Source organism: Paenarthrobacter ilicis, from assembly GCF_016907545.1.
GTDB lineage: Bacteria > Actinomycetota > Actinomycetes > Actinomycetales > Micrococcaceae > Arthrobacter > Arthrobacter ilicis.
Genome location: NZ_JAFBCD010000001.1, coordinates 2758876 through 2779376, shown reverse-complemented (window position 1 = coordinate 2779376; position 20501 = coordinate 2758876). Strand labels below are relative to the sequence as shown.

The 20501-nt window shown below is 62.5% G+C and carries 22 protein-coding genes and 1 tRNA gene; 16 read left to right on the top strand and 7 right to left on the bottom strand.

Features of this window, described 5'->3' with window-relative positions; all coding sequences use genetic code 11:
• The first annotated feature begins 20 nt into the window (after positions 1 to 20).
• The 5 genes from JOE60_RS12675 to JOE60_RS12655 all read left to right on the top strand — a co-directional run bounded on the left by JOE60_RS12675 (position 21) and on the right by JOE60_RS12655 (position 8030).
• The gene (locus JOE60_RS12675) at positions 21 to 509 is read left to right on the top strand and encodes a PTS sugar transporter subunit IIA (protein WP_167263436.1); all 489 of its coding nucleotides are present in this window, start codon (positions 21 to 23) and stop codon (positions 507 to 509) included.
• A 122-nt stretch (positions 510 to 631) separates the two neighbouring features.
• Entirely contained in the window at positions 632 to 1522 is an 891-nt protein-coding gene (locus JOE60_RS12670; RefSeq protein WP_167263434.1) for an SURF1 family cytochrome oxidase biogenesis protein, read from the top strand.
• A complete protein-coding gene (locus tag JOE60_RS12665) occupies positions 1519 to 2019 on the top strand; it encodes a DUF3817 domain-containing protein (RefSeq protein WP_167263432.1) in 501 nt (166 codons plus the stop codon). The genes JOE60_RS12670 and JOE60_RS12665 overlap by 4 nt, the downstream gene beginning before the upstream one ends.
• 124 nt (positions 2020 to 2143) lie before the next feature.
• Positions 2144 to 3733 (top strand): glutamine-hydrolyzing GMP synthase, encoded by a 1590-nt coding sequence (gene guaA / locus JOE60_RS12660; RefSeq protein ID WP_167263430.1) that lies wholly within the window; start codon positions 2144 to 2146, stop codon positions 3731 to 3733.
• A gap of 136 nt (positions 3734 to 3869) precedes the next feature.
• Positions 3870 to 8030: a DUF4011 domain-containing protein gene (locus JOE60_RS12655; RefSeq protein WP_167263428.1), complete on the top strand. Its 4161-nt coding sequence runs from the start codon at positions 3870 to 3872 to the stop codon at positions 8028 to 8030.
• 14 nt (positions 8031 to 8044) lie between these two features.
• Here JOE60_RS12655 and JOE60_RS12650 read toward each other — a convergent pair whose 3' ends face one another.
• The 3 genes from JOE60_RS12650 to JOE60_RS12640 all read right to left on the bottom strand — a co-directional run bounded on the left by JOE60_RS12650 (position 8045) and on the right by JOE60_RS12640 (position 9870).
• Positions 8045 to 8695, bottom strand: a complete 651-nt coding sequence (locus tag JOE60_RS12650; RefSeq protein ID WP_239529079.1) for an RcpC/CpaB family pilus assembly protein — start codon at positions 8693 to 8695, stop codon at positions 8045 to 8047.
• A 149-nt stretch (positions 8696 to 8844) separates the two neighbouring features.
• The gene (locus JOE60_RS12645; protein WP_167263424.1) at positions 8845 to 9111 is read right to left on the bottom strand and encodes an FmdB family zinc ribbon protein; all 267 of its coding nucleotides are present in this window, start codon (positions 9109 to 9111) and stop codon (positions 8845 to 8847) included.
• A 153-nt stretch (positions 9112 to 9264) separates the two neighbouring features.
• The gene (locus tag JOE60_RS12640) at positions 9265 to 9870 is read right to left on the bottom strand and encodes a 5-formyltetrahydrofolate cyclo-ligase (protein ID WP_167263422.1); all 606 of its coding nucleotides are present in this window, start codon (positions 9868 to 9870) and stop codon (positions 9265 to 9267) included.
• 127 nt (positions 9871 to 9997) lie between these two features.
• On the opposite strand from JOE60_RS12640, the gene galU reads away from it, so the two are divergent.
• The 5 genes from galU (at position 9998) to JOE60_RS12615 (ending at position 13478) form a co-directional block, all read left to right on the top strand.
• Positions 9998 to 10903, top strand: coding sequence for a UTP--glucose-1-phosphate uridylyltransferase GalU (gene galU, locus JOE60_RS12635; protein ID WP_167263420.1), 906 nt, complete (start codon positions 9998 to 10000; stop codon positions 10901 to 10903).
• Between the two features lie 22 nt (positions 10904 to 10925).
• Positions 10926 to 11552, top strand: coding sequence for a GNAT family N-acetyltransferase (locus JOE60_RS12630; RefSeq protein WP_167263418.1), 627 nt, complete (start codon positions 10926 to 10928; stop codon positions 11550 to 11552).
• A gap of 152 nt (positions 11553 to 11704) precedes the next feature.
• The gene (locus JOE60_RS12625) at positions 11705 to 12562 is read left to right on the top strand and encodes a hypothetical protein (protein WP_167264173.1); all 858 of its coding nucleotides are present in this window, start codon (positions 11705 to 11707) and stop codon (positions 12560 to 12562) included.
• Between the two features lie 6 nt (positions 12563 to 12568).
• The gene (locus JOE60_RS12620; RefSeq protein ID WP_167263416.1) at positions 12569 to 13369 is read left to right on the top strand and encodes an NAD(P)H-binding protein; all 801 of its coding nucleotides are present in this window, start codon (positions 12569 to 12571) and stop codon (positions 13367 to 13369) included.
• A gap of 36 nt (positions 13370 to 13405) precedes the next feature.
• Positions 13406 to 13478, top strand: a tRNA-Ala gene (locus JOE60_RS12615).
• 17 nt (positions 13479 to 13495) lie between these two features.
• Here JOE60_RS12615 and JOE60_RS12610 read toward each other — a convergent pair.
• A complete protein-coding gene (locus tag JOE60_RS12610; protein WP_167263414.1) occupies positions 13496 to 14155 on the bottom strand; it encodes a DedA family protein in 660 nt (219 codons plus the stop codon).
• A gap of 117 nt (positions 14156 to 14272) precedes the next feature.
• Between JOE60_RS12610 and JOE60_RS12605 the strand changes: the two genes are divergently transcribed.
• The 6 genes from JOE60_RS12605 to JOE60_RS12580 are packed head-to-tail and all read left to right on the top strand — an operon-like array spanning position 14273 to position 18446.
• Positions 14273 to 14818: a PadR family transcriptional regulator gene (locus tag JOE60_RS12605; RefSeq protein WP_204814925.1), complete on the top strand. Its 546-nt coding sequence runs from the start codon at positions 14273 to 14275 to the stop codon at positions 14816 to 14818.
• A gap of 4 nt (positions 14819 to 14822) precedes the next feature.
• Complete coding sequence (locus tag JOE60_RS12600) at positions 14823 to 16532, top strand: AarF/UbiB family protein (protein ID WP_167263410.1); 1710 nt, start codon at positions 14823 to 14825, stop codon at positions 16530 to 16532.
• Between the two features lie 33 nt (positions 16533 to 16565).
• Positions 16566 to 17084: a universal stress protein gene (locus JOE60_RS12595; RefSeq protein WP_167263408.1), complete on the top strand. Its 519-nt coding sequence runs from the start codon at positions 16566 to 16568 to the stop codon at positions 17082 to 17084.
• Positions 17071 to 17502: a fluoride efflux transporter FluC gene (locus JOE60_RS12590; RefSeq protein ID WP_167263406.1), complete on the top strand. Its 432-nt coding sequence runs from the start codon at positions 17071 to 17073 to the stop codon at positions 17500 to 17502. Before JOE60_RS12595 ends, JOE60_RS12590 begins: the two co-directional genes overlap by 14 nt.
• Positions 17499 to 17870, top strand: coding sequence for a fluoride efflux transporter CrcB (gene crcB / locus JOE60_RS12585; RefSeq protein ID WP_167263404.1), 372 nt, complete (start codon positions 17499 to 17501; stop codon positions 17868 to 17870). Before JOE60_RS12590 ends, crcB begins: the two co-directional genes overlap by 4 nt.
• A 45-nt stretch (positions 17871 to 17915) precedes the next feature.
• On the top strand, positions 17916 to 18446 hold the full coding sequence (locus JOE60_RS12580) for a ferritin (protein WP_167263402.1): 531 nt from the start codon (positions 17916 to 17918) through the stop codon (positions 18444 to 18446).
• Between the two features lie 3 nt (positions 18447 to 18449).
• On the opposite strand, the gene corA is transcribed toward JOE60_RS12580, so the two are convergent.
• The 3 genes from corA to JOE60_RS12565 are packed head-to-tail and all read right to left on the bottom strand — an operon-like array spanning position 18450 to position 20416.
• The gene (gene corA, locus JOE60_RS12575) at positions 18450 to 19445 is read right to left on the bottom strand and encodes a magnesium/cobalt transporter CorA (RefSeq protein WP_167263400.1); all 996 of its coding nucleotides are present in this window, start codon (positions 19443 to 19445) and stop codon (positions 18450 to 18452) included.
• 10 nt (positions 19446 to 19455) lie between these two features.
• Positions 19456 to 19881, bottom strand: a complete 426-nt coding sequence (locus JOE60_RS12570) for a DUF1761 domain-containing protein (protein WP_167263398.1) — start codon at positions 19879 to 19881, stop codon at positions 19456 to 19458.
• Positions 19882 to 19891: 10 nt separating this feature from the next.
• Positions 19892 to 20416 (bottom strand): Lrp/AsnC family transcriptional regulator, encoded by a 525-nt coding sequence (locus JOE60_RS12565; RefSeq protein WP_420851414.1) that lies wholly within the window; start codon positions 20414 to 20416, stop codon positions 19892 to 19894.
• Positions 20417 to 20501: the final 85 nt, after the last annotated feature.

Genomic DNA, 20501 nt, shown 5'->3' with positions numbered 1-20501 from the left:
CCACACTGGAGGGAAATAATGTGGCTGAACCACTAGACCGTTACGACGCGGAGCTGACAACCCCGGAAACCGTCATCTTGGAACTCGTCGCCCAGGACAAGATCGACGCAGCCGGCCAGCTGGCGGCCCGGCTTTACGCCGCTGGCCGGATCACCAATTTGGAAGGTTTCCTTGAGCAGGTCCATTCCCGGGAGCATCAGTTGGCCACCGGCCTTCCCGGGGGAGTCGGACTTCCGCATGCGCGCAGCGAATTCGTGGACAGAATCTCCATAGCCGTAGGCGTCACCAAATTCGGCCACGCGTTGGATTTCGGGGCAACCGATGGCCCCGCCACCGTGATCCTCCTCATTGCCACGCCCGCCAGTTCCTTCTCCGACCACTTGGAAGTCCTCGCCACGCTGGCACGCTCCCTGTCCAAGGAATCCTTCCGCGAATCCCTGCGGCGCGCGCACGATCCCGAGGTCATCTCCGAGCTCATCAACTCCAGCCTGGTGTTCTTCGACCACTAGGGATTGGGCCAGGCCCTTTCGTGTCGACTTCGTCGCCACGCAGGGGCCCTGCTGCCCCGCTCCAGGGGCGGGCCCCTCAACCCGTTTCGTTGTTCTACAGCCGGACGAAGTACGGTTAAGGGGTGTTGAAAACCGCGTTGAAACCCCGCTGGATCGCAGGACTGGTCTTTGCGCTTGTGCTGTCCGCGGTATTCGTGCTGCTCAGTCAATGGCAGCTCAGCCGGTCCACCCAACACGAGCCGCCCGAGCCAACCAGCGTCGAAGAAGTCAAGCCGCTGGTGGGAGTTCTCCAGCCCGGCCAGTTCTTCCCCGGATCAGTCTCGGACCAGATGGTCAGCGCCACCGGAGCGTACGACCCCGCCAAGCAGGTTCTCGTGGAGGGTCGCCTCCATAACAACCAAAAGGGTTTCTGGATCGTGGACGCCTTCGCCGTTGACGGCGCGCCCACACTGACCGGTGCCGGAGCATCGCCCCAAACCTATGTTCCCGTAGCCCGCGGCTGGGTGGCTGATGCCTCCCAGGCCAGCCCGCCGCCGTCGGGCACTATTACGGTGACTGGTCGCCTCATCCCTTCAGAGGCGCCCGTACCAAACGTCGACGCCGGACCCGGGCGGGCATCGGCCGTCTCGTCTGCCGAACTCATCAACACATGGGGCGTCTCCAGCTACCAGGGCTTCATCGCCGCCACCTCCGAGGCCGCCCAGGGCGTTGCCATTCCGTTGCCCGCCGACGTGAAACCGCTGAATATCGCGGCGCAGCCGCCCGCCGAGCAAGTCAACTGGCTCAATCTCTTCTACGCGGTGGAGTGGGTGGTGTTCGCAGGGTTCTCGGTCTTCATCTGGTGGAGGCTGGTCAGGGACGACCACCAGCGCGATCTGGAAGACGATGAAGACTTTGACGACGACGACCTTGAAGACAATGACGGTGCCATTGAGCCGTCGGCCGGCGGCAACCCGGAATCAGTAAACCCAGACCCAACAGGCCCAGAGCAGGAACACAAGGTGCAGCAATGATCGAGCCCAAACCGGCCATCCAGCCGGAGCAGTCAGGCAAGAAAACCAAGAAGCGGCGGTTCGGCGGGACGGAAGCGCAAATCCGCTCGGCCTTGAAGTTCTACAAGGTCATGGCCTACCTCACCGGTGCCATGCTGCTCCTTCTGTGCGCTGAGTTGATTGCCCGTTACGCCTTTGGTGTCTCACTTTTTGCCGGCGGAACCAACGCGGTGACCGGCCAGCCCTTCGGCTTCGGATTCGCCGAGTCCGAGCCCAAGGGGGTGATCGGTGGATTCAACATCTCCACCACCGTGCTGATCGTCCACGGCTGGATGTACGTGGTGTACCTCGTGTCGAACTTCCGGCTGTGGTCCCTGATGCGCTGGCCGTTCTCCAAAATGGTCCTCTTGGCACTGGGCGGCGTTGTCCCGCTCCTGTCCTTCTTTGTCGAGAAGAGGTTCCACGCCGAGGTCGAAGCCGAGCTTGCAGCCCATCCGCAGGCCTCAAAGCGCTACTAGTCAAAAGCGCCACCGGGATCCCACCCCGCCCACGGTGTGAGATCCCTTACGGTTATCACTGTTTTGGACCGTGGGCGTCCCGGCCAACGTGCGCGGGGACGCCCCGGCAAAGTAGTCTTGGTTGGTGACTACTCCCACCGCACCCCAGACTTCCCAGAAGCCGGTGCTGGTTGTTGACTACGGTGCCCAGTACGCGCAGCTGATTGCCCGCCGCGTCCGTGAGGCGAATGTGTATTCGGAAATTGTTCCGCACACCTTCACCACCGAGCAGCTTCTGGCCAAAGACCCGGCAGCCATCATTCTCTCCGGCGGACCCTCCAGTGTCTACGCCGAAGGCGCACCGTTCGTCGGTGCCGATCTCTTCGAGGCCGGGGTGCCCGTTTTCGGCATCTGCTACGGCTTCCAGGCCATGGCGAACGCCCTGGGTGGCAAGGTTGCCCAGACCGGCATGCGGGAGTACGGCGCAACCGAGGCACTGCTGGTGGGTGACGCACGGTCCATCCTGGACGGCGTCCCGCAGAGCCAGAACACTTGGATGAGCCACGGCGACTCCGTCCACGAGGCACCCGAGGGCTTCGAAGTCCTGGCAACTACTGCAGGTGCTCCGGTTGCTGCTTTCGCCAACGAGGAGAAGCGCCTCTATGGTGTGCAGTGGCACCCGGAAGTCAAGCACTCCGTCCTGGGCCAGCACGTCCTGGAAAACTTCCTCTTCAAGGGTGCGGGGCTCAGCCCCAACTGGACCACGGGCAACATCCTGGAGGAGCAGGTAGATCGGATCCGCCAGCAAATCGGCGATTCCAAGGTCATCTGCGGCCTCTCCGGCGGCGTTGACTCTGCTGTGGCTGCTGCCCTGGTGCAGCGTGCAGTCGGTGACCAGCTGACCTGTGTGTTTGTTGACCACGGTCTCCTGCGTGAAGGCGAAGCCGAGCAGGTGGAACGCGACTTCGTAGCTGCAACGGGTGTCAACCTGTACGTTGCCAACGAACAAGAGCGCTTCCAGTCTGCATTGGCAGGGGTCAGCGATCCCGAAACCAAGCGCAAGATCATCGGCCGCGAATTCATTCGTGCGTTCGAAGAGGCCGAGCGCGCCATCATCGCCCAGGCTGCTGCTGAAGGCGAAAAGATCAAGTTCCTGGTCCAAGGCACGTTGTACCCGGACGTCGTGGAGTCAGGCGGTGGCGAAGGCGCTGCCAACATCAAGAGCCACCACAACGTAGGCGGCCTGCCCGAGGACCTGCAGTTTGAGCTCGTTGAGCCGCTGCGTGCCTTGTTCAAGGACGAAGTACGCGCCGTTGGCGCCCAGCTCGGGTTGCCGCAGGAAATCGTTGGCCGCCAGCCCTTCCCCGGCCCGGGATTGGGTATCCGCATTGTTGGTGAAGTGACCAAGGAACGCCTGGACCTGCTGCGCAAGGCCGACGCGATCGCGCGTGCCGAGCTGACAGCCGCCGGCCTCGACAACGATGTCTGGCAGATGCCCGTGGTCCTTCTTGCGGACGTCCGGAGTGTTGGTGTGCAGGGTGATGGCCGAACGTATGGCCATCCGATCGTCCTGCGCCCGGTTTCGTCCGAGGATGCCATGACGGCGGATTGGTCACGGTTGCCGTACGACCTCTTGGCGCGGATCTCCAACCGGATCACCAACGAGGTTGATGGCGTGAACCGCGTGGTGCTGGATGTCACCAGCAAGCCACCGGGAACCATCGAGTGGGAATAACAGCTTGAGTGGCCGGTCTCTGCGGAGACCGGCCACTGTGCTTTAACGGTTGCGGCACCTGTGAATAGCGGTGAATTTCGCGGCCGAACAGCGTTGCGGTGCAGGGGGCGGGCGGATTCCCGCTACCCTCGAAAGTATGCCGGTATGGTCCAGGGCGTCTAAAGCTAGTACAGAAAAGAAGGCAGAAGTTGTGTCAGTAGGTCAAGGCCAGGAAGAGGGCTCCGAAGAGCTCAGGAAATGGCTGTCCGGTCTCAAGCCGGTCACCGGTGCGGACACCATGCTGCGGTTCGTCAAGACACCGGAAGGTGCCATTGACCTCAGCAACGCGCATCCCTCCGGCCTCGCGCAATTGTTGGCGGGACGCCGTACCCGTCTGTCCACCCTGATCAGGGACCGCCAGCAGTACCTGGTGGCTGCCAGGGCGGCCCGGAACATCCGCTCCAAGATCTTTGAGCTCAGCAACGATCGCGGTATCGAAGCGGGCTATCTGTCAGCCGGAACCGTAGTGTGGACGTCTGCAGTAGGCGGCAAGCCGCAACGGGTGTCCGCCCCTGTGATGCTCACCTCCATCATGCTCACTGTCAGGCCCGGCGAAGACGACTTCGAACTTCAGCTCACAGAGCAAGCCCGGATGAATCCGGCGTTGGTCCGGCACTTGAAGACCGTCCACGGCATCGTTTTTGACGTCAACGCCGTGGCACGCATGGCATACAACACCGCGCGCCTTGATCCGCAGCCGGTGCTTGACCGGTTGTCCACCCTGGTACAACCGATTCACGGCGCCGAAGTGGAGTTCAACCTCCTGGTCACCACGCTGGCTGACCTGTCCGGCAACCTCGACGACCCCTGGATCAACCTCGGAAACCCGACGGTGGCGGCCCTTTCGGCGGCAGCCAATGGCGGCGACGTCGAGCCCGAACCCATTAAGGCGGGCCGGTTCCCCGACCTCGACCTGCGTGATCCCGCCGACGAGTTCCTTCTTCTGGACGCCGATACCGATCAGCAGTACGTGGTTGATGCCGTGCGCGCCGGAGATTCCCTGGTTGTCAGCACCCCGCCCGGAAGCGGCCAGACCCAAACTGCCATCAACGCCATCGGCGCGCTGGTCAGCGAAGGAAAGTCCGTGCTGGTGGTGGGGGACAGGCAGTCCAGCCTGGCCGGATTGTCCGCCCACCTTGAATCCCTGGGTCTGGACTCCATCCTCTTCCGTCCCGGCAACGGAACAACGCCGCAGCAGCTCAAGGGCCAGCTTGTCCGCGCCATCATGCGCAGCGAGAAAGCCCTGGAGCCACAGCTGGGCAACCTCCACCAAACCCTGAGCGGCCACCGCCATGCGTTGATGGACCACGTCGCGTCGCTGCACAACGTCCGTGAGCGGTGGGGCTGCTCCCCGTACCAAGCGATGCAGTCGCTCGCAGAACTGACCTCCATCCACCCGGCTCCTTCCACAACGGTCCGCCTCAAGCGCAGCGTCCTGGACAACATCAAGGACCGGGAAGAACTTGCGGGACGCCTGCACCGCGCCGCGGAACTGGGGAGCTTCAGCCGTTCGGCCACCTCCAGCCCTTGGTACGGAGCGCGGCTGGTAACGCGCAAAGAAACAGAGGAAGCCCAGCAACTGGTGAACGTTGCTGCTGAAAAATTGCCTGTCCTCCGGGACCGGATGAAGCAGGTCTCCGACCACGCTGAGATCAGGCTTGGTGAGACGTTCTCCGAGTGGGGAGCGCAACTCGAACTGCTGATTGCTGTCCGGGAAAGCCTTGACAAGTTCACCCCGGATATTTTTGACCGCCCGGTGCATGATCTCATCTCCGCCACGGCCAGTTCGTCGTGGCGGCGCGAGCGGAACATCGAGATGCCTTCCATGCAGCGCTCCCGCTTGCGGCGCGTGGCCAAGGAGTACGTGCGCCCCGGTGTCCACATCGCTGACCTCCACAGCTCCCTTGTGCTGGTGCAGGAACAGCGTGCCCTGTGGGCCGGTTACGCCACCACTCAGCGTCATCCCGCCGTCCCTTCGGGTTTGGCCGATATTGGCGCCCTGTACAGGGAATTGGACGGAGACCTGCGCCGTCTCGGTGAATCCCTGAAACACACCTCCGGCGGCGGCGAACTGCACGGAACGCCGTACCCGGAGTTGATGGAACGGCTTGAACGCCTGGTTGCCGACACCGCCACCCTGGAGACCCTTCCCGAGCGCACCTTGTTGATTGAGGAAATGCGCGAACACGGGCTGGGCGAGTTGCTCTCCGATTTGGCGCAGCGGGAAGTTCCGGCTGCGTCGGTAGCCGCCGAATTGGATCTTGCTTGGTGGCAGTCCGCGCTGGAAGCCATGATCAGTGGTGATGATTACTTGGCCATGTCCGACGGCGACTCGTTGCGCCGCCTTGAAGCCGAGTACCGTCTGGCGGACCAAGCCCACATCGCAAGCGGCGCTGCGCGTCTTCGCTGGCAGCTCGCCCGGAAATGGCGTGAGGGCATCCAGGAACATCCGCGTCAGGCTGAACTCCTCCGTGCCTTGCTGAAGGACGGTCGGGTGACCCTTCCGGCATTGAGCGCCCAGGCGCCGGATCTTGTCCCGCTGCTGGTGCCCGTCTGGTCGGTCAGCCCTTATCTCCTGACGGGTGTCCTGCCCGCGGAGCAGAAGTTTGACGCTGTGGTGATCATCGACGCCGAGTCCACCTCCCTGCAGGCTGTTTTGCCCGCGATCGCACGCGCCCGTCAGGTGGTGGCCTTCGGCGACGCCAAGATCGCCAATGCACGGACATTCAGTGTTGCCGTTGAACCGCCTGTTGCCGGAGTGGCCAGCCACGAGATGGTGGACAGTGCCTTCAAGGCCCTGTCCCGCGTGCTGCCCACCTGGCAGCTGAACTGGGTTTACCGTGCCGTGGACGAGGACCTGATCCTCCAACTGAGCAAGAACTACTACGACGGTGGATTGCGCCGCCTGCCCGATGGCAACTCCGTCACGGGTCTGGACCGTTCGATCCATGTCGAATATATCCCGGACGGCACTGGGCTTCCGGGCGCTGACCATGAAGGTGTGGAGTCCGTTACCGCCGAGGTTAACCGTGTGGTGGACCTGGTGTTCGAACACGCCCGCCTGCGTCCCCGCACCACCTTGGCGGTTGTGACTGCAAGCCTGCGGCACGCTGCCCGGATTGGCGAGGCCATCCGGCTGCAGCTGCCCAACCATCCCTTGCTTTCTGCCTTCTTTGGCGCAGGTCCTGAGTCGTTCAGGGTTGTGGACCTGGAGCGCGCGCAGGGTCTTGTCCGCGATCATGTGATCTTCTCGCTGGGGTATGGCAGGACTCCGCACGGCCGCGCGCTGCACTCCTTCGGGCCGCTGTCCACCGAGGGTGGCAGGAACCGCTTTGCTTTGGCCATGACCCGGGCTCGGCGGTCCATGCACATTCTGACCTGCTTCCGTCCGGAAGACTTGGACCAGGACCGCCTGGCTCACGGCGCGCTGGACTTCTACGAACTCCTCGACAGGGAGCTTTCCGGAAACAGCAATCTTGGGACGCCCGCCTCCCGTGCAGTGGCCAGCGAGCAGGCTCTTGGCGAAGATCCCTTGGTGGCTGATTTGGGCGAGCGGCTCCGTGCCCGCGGCGCGCGGGTGTGGCATCTGTACGACGGGGCTCTGGACATCGCGGCGGCAGCCGACCCGGTGCACACCATAGGCAGGGAAGGCGCCGAGATTCCTACGCCCGTGGCCATTGAATCCGATGGCACCGAACGGTACCGGCGGATGAGTGTCCGGGAGCGCAGCCGTCTTCGGCCGCAGCTGCTGGAACGGATGGGCTGGCGCTACATGTCCCTGTGGACGATCGAGGTCTTCACGGATCCTTCCTCTTGTGCTGACCGGATAGGTACCTACCTGGGGCTGGAAAATCATGTTCCGCAGCTTTCCGCCACTCCTCAGCATGGCTTCCTGGACATCGATGTTGAACAATTGAATGCGGGAAAAGAACAGCCGACTTTTACGCCTAGTGCTCGACGGGCTGCTAAGAGCAGTGAAAACGACGCACCTTCGGCGCACCAAGCAACTGACGAAAAAGAAGCAATGATGAGCGAAAACGAAATCGATGCCGGTGAAACTGCCGGCGCTCCGTCCGGTGAGCTCCGGGAGGGCAGTGAACAGGCCGGCGAGGAGTCCGCAGCGCCCGCCGTCAAGCCTGCTACCGGCGGAATCCTGCCTACAAAAGCCGCGGAAGATGATCCCCACAGATGGGGAGACGAAGCCGGCTACGATCACGAAGAATGGCTGAAGGAGCAGAAGCCCCCACACTGGGGCTGACATTCCCGACTCCATCAGGGGTTGACCAGCACAAAGAAAAGCTTGCCTTGCGTTGACGCGCCGGCAAGCTTTTCTGCTTGCTCGGCGTCTGCCGCTACCACCATGAGACCGTCCATTTCGGTGGTGCCCAGCCACTCGCCGGGTTTTCCGCCCTGGGCCGAGGTCCAGAGCACCGGGACAGAGGCCGCGAGCACTTGGCTGCTGCGGGATTCATCGTAGGAGCCGGCTGCGGTGAGGACCACCGTTACCAGTTGACCGGGGGAGAGCAGCTGAATGGAAGCGGGATCCGCCATGCGGAGGGGCACTGCTGAACTTCCAAGCGGTGCTCCGGTCAACAGCCCGGGCCCCAGCAAGTCTGCCTCAGTGGGGATCTGCCCTCGGCCCAAGGGCGATGAGAGTTGCCGACCCTCAAGATCGCTGACTGCTTTGATGGCGCCGTTAAGCTCCAGCTGGGCAGGGAGCACGGTGTCGGTGAAATCCGAAGCCGTGAGGGTGGCGCCGCTGGGGAGGTCACGCGCTGCAGTGAGCACCGCCATGCGTACTCCCTGATCAGGGGTCAACTGTTGAACGGCAATCCCGGCGGCCAGGCACAGCAAGAGAGCCACGGCCAGCCGTCGGTTACGGGCCAGCCACCTCACGGGGTGGCGTCCCGGAGTCCGAAACATAGGGCGGGCAGCAGGAGGGCGGCGGCGGTTGGTAATTGGTGTTCGTGGCATGGCGCCACGTTATCCAGGCGTCAGTGCACGGCGACAGAACCAGGCTTGGCTATGTGGAAAACGGCCCGGGTGTGGAAATGGCGCGGTTTGGGAAGGTCCTAGCTGGCGGCCGGTGCCGAAGCAGCAGCGGGTGCAGGAGTCGAGGCTGCGGGAGCTGCAGGGGCAGCGGAAACAGTGCTGCCCTTGGCATCGCGCGAATCAGTGCGGTAGAAACCCGAGCCCTTGAAAACAACGCCAACGCTGTTGAACTTCTTACGAAGCGAACCCTGGCATTCTGGGCACTCCGTCAGGGAGCTGTCAGAAAAGGACTGGACGATATCAAAGGCGTGGTCACAGTCTTTGCAGGCGTATGCGTAAGTGGGCACTGAATTCCTCCTTCAGGACAAGGTTCAGGTCCTGAAAACTTCGCCGATGAGTCTTCGGGTTAGCAGTCGCAGGGCCTGAGTGCCAATTCTATCATCCGGCGTCCCCTCACCTTGAGGGCACCTCGCTGGGTCATAACGCCCCGGACCGTGTGCCTATTCCACGTCCCCCAAGGTCCTCAGCCCTGAGGGCGTCAATATCTCGCGCACCGGCCTGTCGAAGGGTTCGGCGGGAATCGAACCCGAAGGCAACACGTCGTCGTCGTACACCACGGCGATGGTCGGGGGACGTTGGCCGGAAGCGTCGAGACCTTCCAGCATCCGGTCGTAGTAGCCGCCACCTTGCCCGATCCGGTTCCCGTCCTGGTCCACCGCCGTCGCCGGCATGAAAATACCGGCAGCTGCGGCCACCGCAGCGCTGCTGTGCCGGTCACCCTCCGGTTCGTCAATGGGGGCATATGCGGACCGGACGAAGTGCGTGGCGGGAGTCCAGTAAACCCAACTCAGCTGACAGCCGGGTTCGCAGACCGGCAGGAGGACCTGGTGGCCCGCCTCGTGGAGCGCGTGGATCAGGGGCAAGGTGGGCGGTTCGACGCCGACTCCCACGTAGACGGCAAACGCAGCCTTCTCATCGGCTGAAATCCTCTCTGCCCATGACATTCCGTGCCCGGCGATCGCCTTTCCAGCCGCTGCCAACGCCTCCGGGGAAATGGTTTTGCGGTGCCTGCGGCGGAAGCTGCGGATGTCTTCTTTGCTTTCCATGCCTCTCCGATCCTCGAATCCGCCGGACGTCGGTGAACCTGTCTACGCTGACTTGCGTCAACCGAAAGTACTACCGGCACGGCGAGGGGTTTAGTCGTTGCTGTGTACCTTCCGTTACATTAGTCCCGTGACTCTCGATAACAATGCTGTCCGTAAGGCCGTCATCCCCGCAGCGGGTCTCGGTACCAGGTTCCTCCCTGCAACAAAGGCGATGCCGAAGGAAATGCTGCCCGTCGTTGACAAGCCGGCGATCCAGTACGTCGTCGAAGAAGCAGTCAAGGTTGGCTTGCACGATGTCCTGATGATCACGGGCCGCAGCAAGCGTGCCTTGGAAGACCACTTTGACAGGGTGCCGGCGCTTGAAGCCACGCTCGCCGAAAAGGGTGACACCGCCAAGCTTGAGGCCATTCAGTCTGCCACCAACCTGGGCGACATCCACTATGTCCGTCAGGGCGACGCCAACGGCCTTGGCCACGCGGTCCTTCGCGCAAAGCAGCACGTTGGACGGGAACCCTTTGCCGTTCTCCTGGGCGATGACCTGATCGATCCCAAGGATGACCTCCTCAGCGAGATGATTGCCGTCCAGCAGAAGACCGGCGGATCGGTTGTTGCACTCATCGAGGTTGAGCCCTCGAAGATCAGCGCGTATGGCTGCGCCGATGTTGAGGACGAAGGCGATGAGGGTTACGTCCGCATCAAGCAGTTGGTGGAGAAGCCTTCCCCTGAGGAAGCTCCCTCCAACCTTGCTGTCATTGGCCGCTACGTCCTGCACCCCGCTGTGTTCGATGTCCTGGAAAAGACCGGTCCTGGCCGCGGTGGAGAGATCCAATTGACCGATGCCCTCGAAGTTCTTGCTGCAGGTGAAGGCGAAGGATATGGCGTCTACGGCGTAGTCTTCCGCGGCCGCCGCTTCGACACCGGTGACAAGCTCAGCTACCTCAAGGCCTGCATCGAGCTTGCGTGCGAACGCGAGGATCTGGGCCCGGAACTGCGCGAGTGGCTGCCCAACTTCACCGCAGCGCTTCCCAAGTAACCAAGTAACCAAGTAGCGCGGCATGTACGGCTCAGCGATCTGGCCGGTAACCCTGGAAAGCGGAGACCTGCTGCTCAGGCCTATCCGCTACCGCGACAAGCGGGAGTGGTCCGAGGTCCGTTCGCGTAACAGCCAGTGGCTTGCGCCGTGGGAGGCGTCCAACCCAGCCCCGGGTGGGCGCCTTCCAAGCTATCGCCAGATGGTGGCCTCGCTGAATGTTCAAGCCAGGCAGGCTACGGCATTGCCTTTTTTGATTGTTGAGCGCACCCCCGGGTTCCGGGAACCCCGGATTGTGGGCCAGTTGACAGTGTCATCAATTGTGTGGGGCTCAGCCATGATGGCCACGCTCGGTTACTGGGTGGACAAGGACAGGGCGGGCCACGGCATCGCGCCAACGGCTGTTGCCATGGCCACCGATCACTGTTTCAGGGTCCTTGGGCTGCATAGGATGGAAATCAATATCCGGCCGGAAAATGCGCCCAGCCTCAGGGTTGTTGAGAAGCTCGGATTCCGCGATGAAGGGTATCGGGAACGGTACCTCCACATCAACGGGGACTGGGCTGACCACAGGACCTTCGCACTGACGTCCGATGAAGTTCCGGAGGGACTGCTCCGCCGCTGGCTGAGTGGACAAAAGGGCAGGTCATAACGCCTTTTTGATCCTTATGTGGATCATTTGAGGACTCGCCCACGACACACCGGCCGCAATGCCGCCACCCCCGGCACTTTGCTTCTACGGTTTTGAATGTGGACTTCCCTCTCAGCAGCTCAGTGATACTCGTTGTCACTGTCGCGCTGTGGATGGTCTGGGTGGCGCCTTACGTTTTGCGTAACAGGCGTTCGCAAGTCCAAGCGGCGGCTGTTCCAGCAGATGCCATCGATGACGAACCAGTCGAACCCCAGGCGGGGGTTGTTCTGAATTTGGCACCCCAGCAGGAGAAACCGATGGAGACCATGCACAGCAAAGCACCGGAGTCGCCCCTGGAATCCCGGTCGGCGGATGCCGGCTCAACAAGGCTCCTTGCTGCGCCCTTCACTATTCGCTATGCACGCTTTACGTTGGCGCTGTCTGGTTTGGCCTTGCTGCTCACGGCCGCCATTTCAGGCCTGCTCCGAGTAGTGGGTATCGGAACCATCTGGTTGCCGTTGGTGTCCCTCCTTGGCGCGGTGGTAGCCGTTGTGGTCCTGCGTAAATTGGCTCTGCGGGACCTGAAGGAACGTCGGGCCAGGCGTGCCGCCCAAGCGGCCACGATTCCTACGCCGGCCCGGTACTTGCCCAAGGCCGAGGTCGTGGAACCGAAGCCCACCATAGTTTTTGATGCCGAAGCAGCCGGTGCCGAGGCCAGGCGTCTTTCTGCCCTGGAACTGCGCCAGGCTGCATTGGCTGTTGCCGTCGCAGCAGGCGACCAGTCTGCCACGGACCACTCCGGGCAGGCTGGACCGAGCTGGGAGCCTGTGGAGGTTCCCAAGCCTACGTACGTGGAGGCTGCAAAGGCTGAACGTCCAGCTCCAGCACCGTTGGATCTCCCTGAGGCGCCCAAGCCCTTGGGGAAGCCCATCCTGAAGCCGAATCCCGCACAGCACGAGGTTGTGGCATCCTCCAAGGGATCCAGTGCACTCAGCAACCTGGACGACGTCCTCCAGCGCCGCCGCGCATAAATCCCCGTGACTATCATCTGCGTTGCGGGCGGGACGGGCCAGGCAGGGCTTGAGGTTGTTCGTCTCGCAGTTGCCGCCGGACACAAGGTGCGGGTGGTGAGTCGCCGGATACCCTCCGCTGGCAGCCATCATTTCGTCGACGGCGCCACATACTTCGCCGCCGATGTCACCACGGGGGATGGCCTGGGCGAGGCGCTGGCCGGCGTCGAGGTTGTTGTGGACTGCCTCGAAGGGCAATTCGGTAAGGCGCAAAAACAATTCGCCGACGGCGGCGCACGGCTCCTGGAGGCTGCTCACCGTGCCGGCGCAGTCAGGGCCGTGGCGTTGTCGATCGTCAACTGCGATCTCAGCACGTCTTCTTACTACGTCTCCAAAGCGGCGAAGGAACGCAACTACGCTGACTCGGAACTGGACACGGTGGTGGTCCGGGCCACGCAGTTCCACAGCCTGGTCGCGGCGGTTTTCGCTGCCGGTGCCAGGATTCGGCTCATCCCGGTGTTCCGGGGAGCCCGCTTTCAAACGATCTCAACGATTGATGTGGCCCGGATCCTGCTGGACGCGGCGTTGGCGGGCCCTACAACCATGCGTCACAGCCTGGTCACCGCCGGGGGTCCTGAAGTGCTTGGGATGAGGGAGATGGCGGAGAGTTGGAAGGCTGTCACGGGTGCACGCGGCGTTGTTGTCACCGTGCCACTACCAGGTCCCATGGGGGCCTACCTGGCTGCGGGCCACAACCTTGTTCCGGATCGCAGGCTTGGCACCGAGACGTTCGTGTCGTGGTTGGAAAAGCGGACACAAAGTTTGTAGCCTAGGGGAACCCGGCGGGCTGTGACAGCCGGCTCAGGGGCTATAGCTCAGTTGGTAGAGCGCTTCGTTCGCATCGAAGAGGTCAGGAGTTCGAATCTCCTTAGCTCCACCCATATCGGCTCACCCTTAGTGGGTCTTTTCCTTGGCCTTGCTCTTCCTGATCCTGCGGATGATGAGCCAGAGGAAGAAACCCGCAATGACCACATACAGTGCGTAGTTGAGATACTTCGAGTACTGGTCCACCACGTGGTATTGCTTTCCCAGCAGCGCACCCAGGCCGATCAGAAGCGCGTTCCATATGCCCGCTCCTGCAATGGTGAAGACGCTGAACGTCACAAGGTTCATGCGTTCAGCTCCAGCCGGGAGGGAGATCAGGCTGCGCACCCCAGGGAGGAGCCGGCCGAAGAAGATCGCGGATTTCCCGTGGCGCTGAAACCATCCTGCAGCCTTTTCAAAGTCTTCCCGGTCCACCAACGGAAGCTTGGACATCAGGTTGATGGAGCGTTCCAAGCCAATCTTGAAGCCCAGCCAATACAGCAGCAGTGCGCCGATGTATGCCCCCAAGGTGCTGGTGATGAGGACCAGTACCAGGTTCAGTCCGCCTTGCTGTGTGAGGAAGCCAGCCAAGGGGAGGATGACTTCGCTGGGGATGGGCGGAAACACAGTCTCAAGCAGGGTGAGGAGGCCTACGCCCCATTCCCCGAGGGACTCGATGATTCCGGCCGCTACCCCGGCTATTCCGGTGAGGTCGCTGGCCCCGGCCGCATTCATGGGGATCCTGTTCATGTGGTCATCACAGTCAAGACTCTACGGTGGTTTGAGCGGCGCCCCATTGTTTTCGGTCGCGGGTCAGGCATATCGTTAGGTATCGTTCAGTATCGTTCGCAACAGACAGAGGTGAGCATGATGCGTGATTCCTACCCCGCCGGCGGATTCGTTGGCAATGGCTTTGACGGAATGTGGCAGGCCGTCGATGAGTTCCGTTCGCGGTTCGAGAAGCGCTCGGGGTCCAGGGCCGGGCGAGGCGAACTGAGGACAGCCGTTCTTGCCCTGCTCGCGGAGCGTCCGATGCACGGCTACCAGATCATCCGTGAGATTGAAGAGCGGAGCAACGGCAGCTGGAAGCCGAGCGCCGGCTCTGTCTATCCCACGTTGCAGTTGCTGGCCGATGAGGGCTTCGTGAGCTCCGAGGAATCCAACGGCCGTAAAATCTACTCCCTGACCGAGGCAGGCAGGGAGGACCTGGCGAGTGCTGAGACGTCGGCGCCGTGGGAATCAACCGGAGCAGGATCGGGCCAGGGCTTTGCTGCATTGCCCAAGGCAGGCATGGCTTTGGCCCAGGCAGCCGCACAGGTGGGCCGCACCGGTACGCAGAAGCAAGTGCAGGAAGCAGTGACCGTTCTGGAAGAAGCGCGCCGCCGCTTGTATTCGATCCTTGCCCAGGACTGAAGGGGTGGCCTCGGTTTCCGACCGAACAACTGATTCAGGATTTGCGGCCGGCAACACCCGTGCCCGCTACCGCCGCATCCTCAGGTTTGCCGCGTGGCACCTGACCGTCACGTGGTGGTTTGAGTTGTTCCTTCCCCGCCTGGGGCTCCGCCGGGTGGGTGAGGCCAACAGGTCCAAGAGGATGCTCGTCTTCGCCCGCCGCTTTCACGTGTTGGCTGTTGATCTTGGTGGTTTGATGATCAAGGTCGGGCAGTTCATGTCCTCGCGGTTGGATGTTCTTCCGCCGGAAATCACCAAGGAACTTGAGGGCCTGCAGGATGAGGTCCCGCCTGTTCCTTTCCCGGCCGTCCGTGCGCTGGCGGAGTCCGAGCTTGGAGCCACGCTGGCCTCGGTGTTCGCCTCGGTGGAGGAGGTGCCGATTGCTGCCGCGTCCCTTGGCCAGGCCCACCGTGCCAGGCTCCTTCCCGGTATTGCCGCAGACACAGGGCTGGACCACGTTGTGCTGAAGGTGCAGCGGCCGGGCATTGGAGCCATTGTGGACGTTGACTTGGCAGCACTCCGGAAGGTGGGCAGCTGGCTCAGCAGAATCAGGCTGGTTTCCGACCGTGCCGATGTTCCTGCCCTGATCAAGGAATTCGAGAAAACCAGCCTTGAGGAAATCGACTACCTGAACGAGGCTGCCAATTCGGAGCGCTTTGCCGCCGACTTTGCGCAGGATGCGCGGGTGGCCGTTCCACAGGTTGTGTGGGAGAGGACGACGCGCAGGGTACTCACCCTTGAAGACGTCACGGCCATCAAGGTGACGGATGCCGAAGCGCTGCGGGCCGCGGGCATCAGCCCGGCCGACGTCGCCCCGGTTTTTGCCTCGGTGATGTTCGACCAGCTGTTCACCAACGGCTTTTTCCACGCAGACCCACACCCCGGCAACATCTTCGTCACCCCCACCAGGAATTCCGCGGACGGGCATGACTGGAAGCTGACGTTCATTGACTTCGGAATGATGGGTGAGGTCTCCACCTCAACACGCGCAGGACTCCGGAAACTCCTGATCGCCGCAGCCTCACGGGATGGCAAAGGACTGGTGGATGCCATTGGTGACGTTGGTGTGCTGATGCCGACCGCCGACAGGCCGGAGTTGGAGCGCGCCATGACGCAGCTGTTTGCCCGTTTTGGTGGCATGGGCTTTGCTGAACTGCGTGACGTGGACCCCAACGAGTTCCGCGATTTCGGCGTGGAGTTCGGAGCTGTAGTTCGCTCGTTGCCCTTCCAACTGCCCGAGAACTTCTTGCTCATCATCCGGGCCATGTCCCTGACTTCAGGGGTGTGCAGCTCGCTTGACCAGCGGTTCAACCTTTGGGACTCGGTGGAACCGTACGCCCAGCAGCTGCTGCGGGACGAACGCGGGAACCTGGTCCAGGATGTTGCGGGACAGGCGGTGGAGGCTGCGGTCCTGGCACTGCGCCTGCCGAAGCGGATCGACGGGGTGGTGACACGGCTGGAGGATGGCAGCCTCCAGGTTTCCAACCGCCGCATCGAACAGCAACTGGCCCGGCTGATCCGCCTGGCCAGGCGGCTTGTTGGTGTTCTGGTCTTTGCCGCTGTACTGATCGCCGGGGCGGCCCTCCGTGCCGACGATGTTGTGCTTGGCAACGTGCTGATGCTGGGCTCGGTGCTCCCCTTACTGGTGGGTTGGTGGGTGGGGCGGCGGGTTTGATCCCCCATGAACCGGAACGCCTAGAATTGCCTTGTGACCCACACCCATGCCCAGCCCGCCGAGGAGTGGACCGTCACCGGTCCCATCCTGGTTGGCGTCGTGCCAGGACAGAATCCGGCGGTGGTGGACACTGCTGCCCGCCTTGCCAAGGCTACGGGTAGCGCGCTGGTGTGCGGCTACTCGGATGTGACCCTCTATCCCGTGGACGGAACCACGGGAGGGCCTGCGGCTCCCATAGATCCTGACGATGGCGCGGATACTGACGTGCCCGGGGATCTTTCATCCGCACTGACAGGTCACCTCGCCGGCAGCGGGATCAATTGGTCCACGGTGCTTCTGGCAGGTGAGCCCGCGCATGCGTTGGCACGCCAGGCCGAAGCCATGGGCGCATCCATGATTGTGGTGGGTACACGGGATCACACGCTGGCTTCCGCCATCAAAGAGATGACAGCGGGTTCGGTGGCCCGCCACTTGTTCCGGTGCCAACCGCGCCCGGTCCTGGTTGTTCCCATCAACCCCAGGGTCCCCTCCGGACACCATGACCACCTCTGAGGCGCACCGTCCCCTCCACCTTCGCTGGGGATTCATAGGCATTGTGGCGGCCGGCGGCATACTGGGGGCTTTGGCCCGCTACGGCCTGGGCCTGGTGATCCCGGCTCCCGGGGCATGGCCACTTCCCACGCTGCTCATCAACCTCACCGGCGCCCTGGCTCTTGGCGCGCTGCTCGAGGGGCTGTCGCGCAGAGGGCCCGACGTCGGAAATCGCCGGGTCCTGCGCCTCGCCTTGGGCACCGGCTTCCTGGGCGCCTACACCACCTACAGCACCCTGGCGGTGGACACAGTCCACCTTGTCAACGGAGGACAGCCCCCGGCAGCCTTCGCGTACCTTGCCGCCAGCCTGTTCGGGGGAGCCCTTGCCACCCTGGCAGGCATCTGGCTGGGAGCCTGGCAGCACAGGCGGACCACATGACGGTACTGCTGCTGGCGTTGGCAGGGGGACTTGGCGCTGCTACCCGCTTCGTGCTGGATGGTTTCGTCCGGACACGCATCAAAACCGCACTCCCGTGGGGCACCGTCCTGATCAATGTATCGGGGTCCCTGGTGTTGGGTTTCCTCGCCGGCATGGTGATGCGGGGGCTCGCCCCGGAATCGTTGCTGTTGATTCTTGGCACGGGATTCTTGGGCGGCTACACCACCTTCAGCACAGCAAGCCTGGAGACCATCCGGCTGATCCAGAGCCGCCGTCCGGGATTGGCTCTGGTGAATGGCGTGGGAACCATGGCCATCAGTGTTCTGGCCGCGGCCGCGGGTGTCTGGTTGGCCTCGCAGCTGGCTTGACGCCCGCCCGGACCCGGCACGTGTGTCCGCCTGTAGGATCGTGCCATGGCTAAGAAGACCTTCAATGAACTGCTGTCCGCCCAGGTTGCCAACGAGTTTGCAGCCTCCCAGCAATACATCGCAGTGGCGGTGTATTTTGACGGCGAAGACCTGCCCCAGTTGGCTCGCCACTTCTACCGGCAGTCGCTGGAGGAACGCAACCACGCCATGATGATGGTCCAATACATGCTGGACCGCAACGTGCACGTGGAGATTCCCGGTGTTGGGCCGGTGCGCAACAACTTCACCAATGCCAAGGAGCCGATTGCCCTGGCCTTGGAACAGGAAAAGCAGGTCACCCGCGATATCGAGGAAATGTTCCGGGCAGCCCGCGCAGAGGGCGATGCCCTGGGAGAACAGTTCATGCTGTGGTTCCTGAAGGAACAGGTGGAAGAGGTTGCTTCCATGACCACGCTGCTGAACATCACTGAGCGCGCGGAGAACCTGTTCGACATTGAAAACTACGTGGCACGCGAGGCAGTGGGGGACGGCGGCCTGGATGCCAGCGCCCCCGGCGCGGCCGGTGGGGCCATCTGAGGCTTACAGCCAGCCCTTGCGTTTGAAGATGAGGTACATGAGCAGCGCCGCTCCCACCATCAGGCCAATGGCCATGGGGTACCCCAGGTCCCAGTGGAGTTCAGGCATGTTGTCGAAGTTCATTCCGTAGACGCCGGCCACGAAGGACGGCGCGAACAGGATGGCTGCCCAGGACGAGATCTTCTTGACCTGCTCGTTCTGGGCGGCACTGACCTCATTTTGGCGGTTTGCGGTGAGGGTCCCGTCCAGGGTGAGAGCGTTCTGCAAGATATCCCTGAAGCTGTTGGCGCGGGAGATCACGCGCTGGACATGGTCCTCGACGTCACGGAGGGACCGCTGCAGCTCAATGTCCACGCCGTACTTCTCGAAGCCCTTCTCCAGCAGGACCATCATCTCCGGCAGGGGATGGATGGCGCGCTGGAACTGGATGACCTCGCGGGCCAGTTCGTAAATACGCCGGGATACCGAGCTGTCTCCGCTGAACAGCTGGTCTTCGATCTCATCGATGTCGTTTTCCAAGCCGGCGATCACGGGGGCATAATCGTCAACCACTTGGTCCACCAGGGCGTACAGGACCGCTTCCGGCCCGTGGCACAGCAGATCCGGACGTTCTTCCAGCCGTTTGCGGACGCGGGCAACACCGCCGGTTTCAGCGTGCCGGATGGTCACCACGAAGTTTGGTCCGGTGAAGACGTGAAGCTCCCCGAACTCGACGGTCTCTGTGTCGTCTAGGTAGCGCGCGGGCCGCAGCACGGTGAAGAGACTGTGGTCATACCGCTCGAGTTTGGGGCGTTGGTGCGCTGAAACGGCGTCTTCCACTGCCAGTTCGTGGAGGTCGAATTCCACGGCGACGGCGGCCATCTCCTCTTTGGTGGGACGGTACAGGCCGATCCACGCCATTCCGCCGTGCTCGGACAGCGTTTCAAAGGTTTGCTCGAGGCTGCGCGGGGTAGCTGTGCGTACGCCGTCCACGTATACGGCGTTGTCAATGATGGTCACTGGTTGAACGCTACTGCATTGCCCCGATGATGACCCCAGCCACGGTCATCGCCACGATGTCATGGCCGGAGTCTATGGCCGTAACCACGGTGGGCCGCCCCGCAAAGCCGTTGTGGATTACGTGCCCGCCGGCCCGGAACACCAAGGCCGCCATCAACGCGAAGAACCCGCCACCCACCGCGGAGTTGACGTCCAGCGCACTGATGAGGATGGCCAGGAGGATGCTGGTCACAGCTGCGGAGACCATCATGGGAGCCCAGATTCCGGCGCCGCCATCAATGTTCTTGAGATCTTCCTCCGTTTTGCCGATCGCCTGCATCCAGCGGCGGCCCAGGACGGCCGGCATGTACCAGATGAAGCCGATGACCATGCTGGAGACGAAGGCCAGAAGTACAGCAATCCAGTTGACGTGGGAGATATGTGAGAGCCAATCCATTCCTGGAATCCTAGTCCGTTACAGGCTGCGTGACATCCCGGCGGACCTCTGTCCGGGGGCGTCCATGAGCGGCAGCCATCCTGCCGATCAACGGTTCTGTCCGGTAAGGGATATGGGTATGCAGGGCCAGCACTGTTTCTGTCCTGATGACGCCCTTGGTGCGGAGCACGGAGCGCAGCGCAGACTGGAGATTGTGGGTGTCGGTAGCCACCACACGGCACCAGAGATCGCCCCGGCCTGAGATTTCATGGACTTCCAGCACCTGGGGGATCAGGCGCAAGGCGCCGATGACGCCGTCGAGCTCGCGGTGGGTGACTTCGATGGTGACGAAGGCGACGACGTCGTACCCCACCTTTTCGAGGTCGACTTCACGGCCGGCGGCGTGCAGTACGCCGGAGCGCAGAAGCCGCTTCACGCGGCTCTGTGCGGTATTGCGTGCGATGCCCAAAGCATCGCTGAGTTCGGCGATCTGGATGCGCGGATCTTTGATGAGTTCCAGCAGGATCTTCGTATCCATGGGGTCCAGGGTGTTCAAATGGTCACTCCGCCTCATAGTAGGGGGTCTCCTTTGATCTTTTTGTTCAAAAGAGACTGTGGAAAAAGTCTTTCAGCTCAGTACT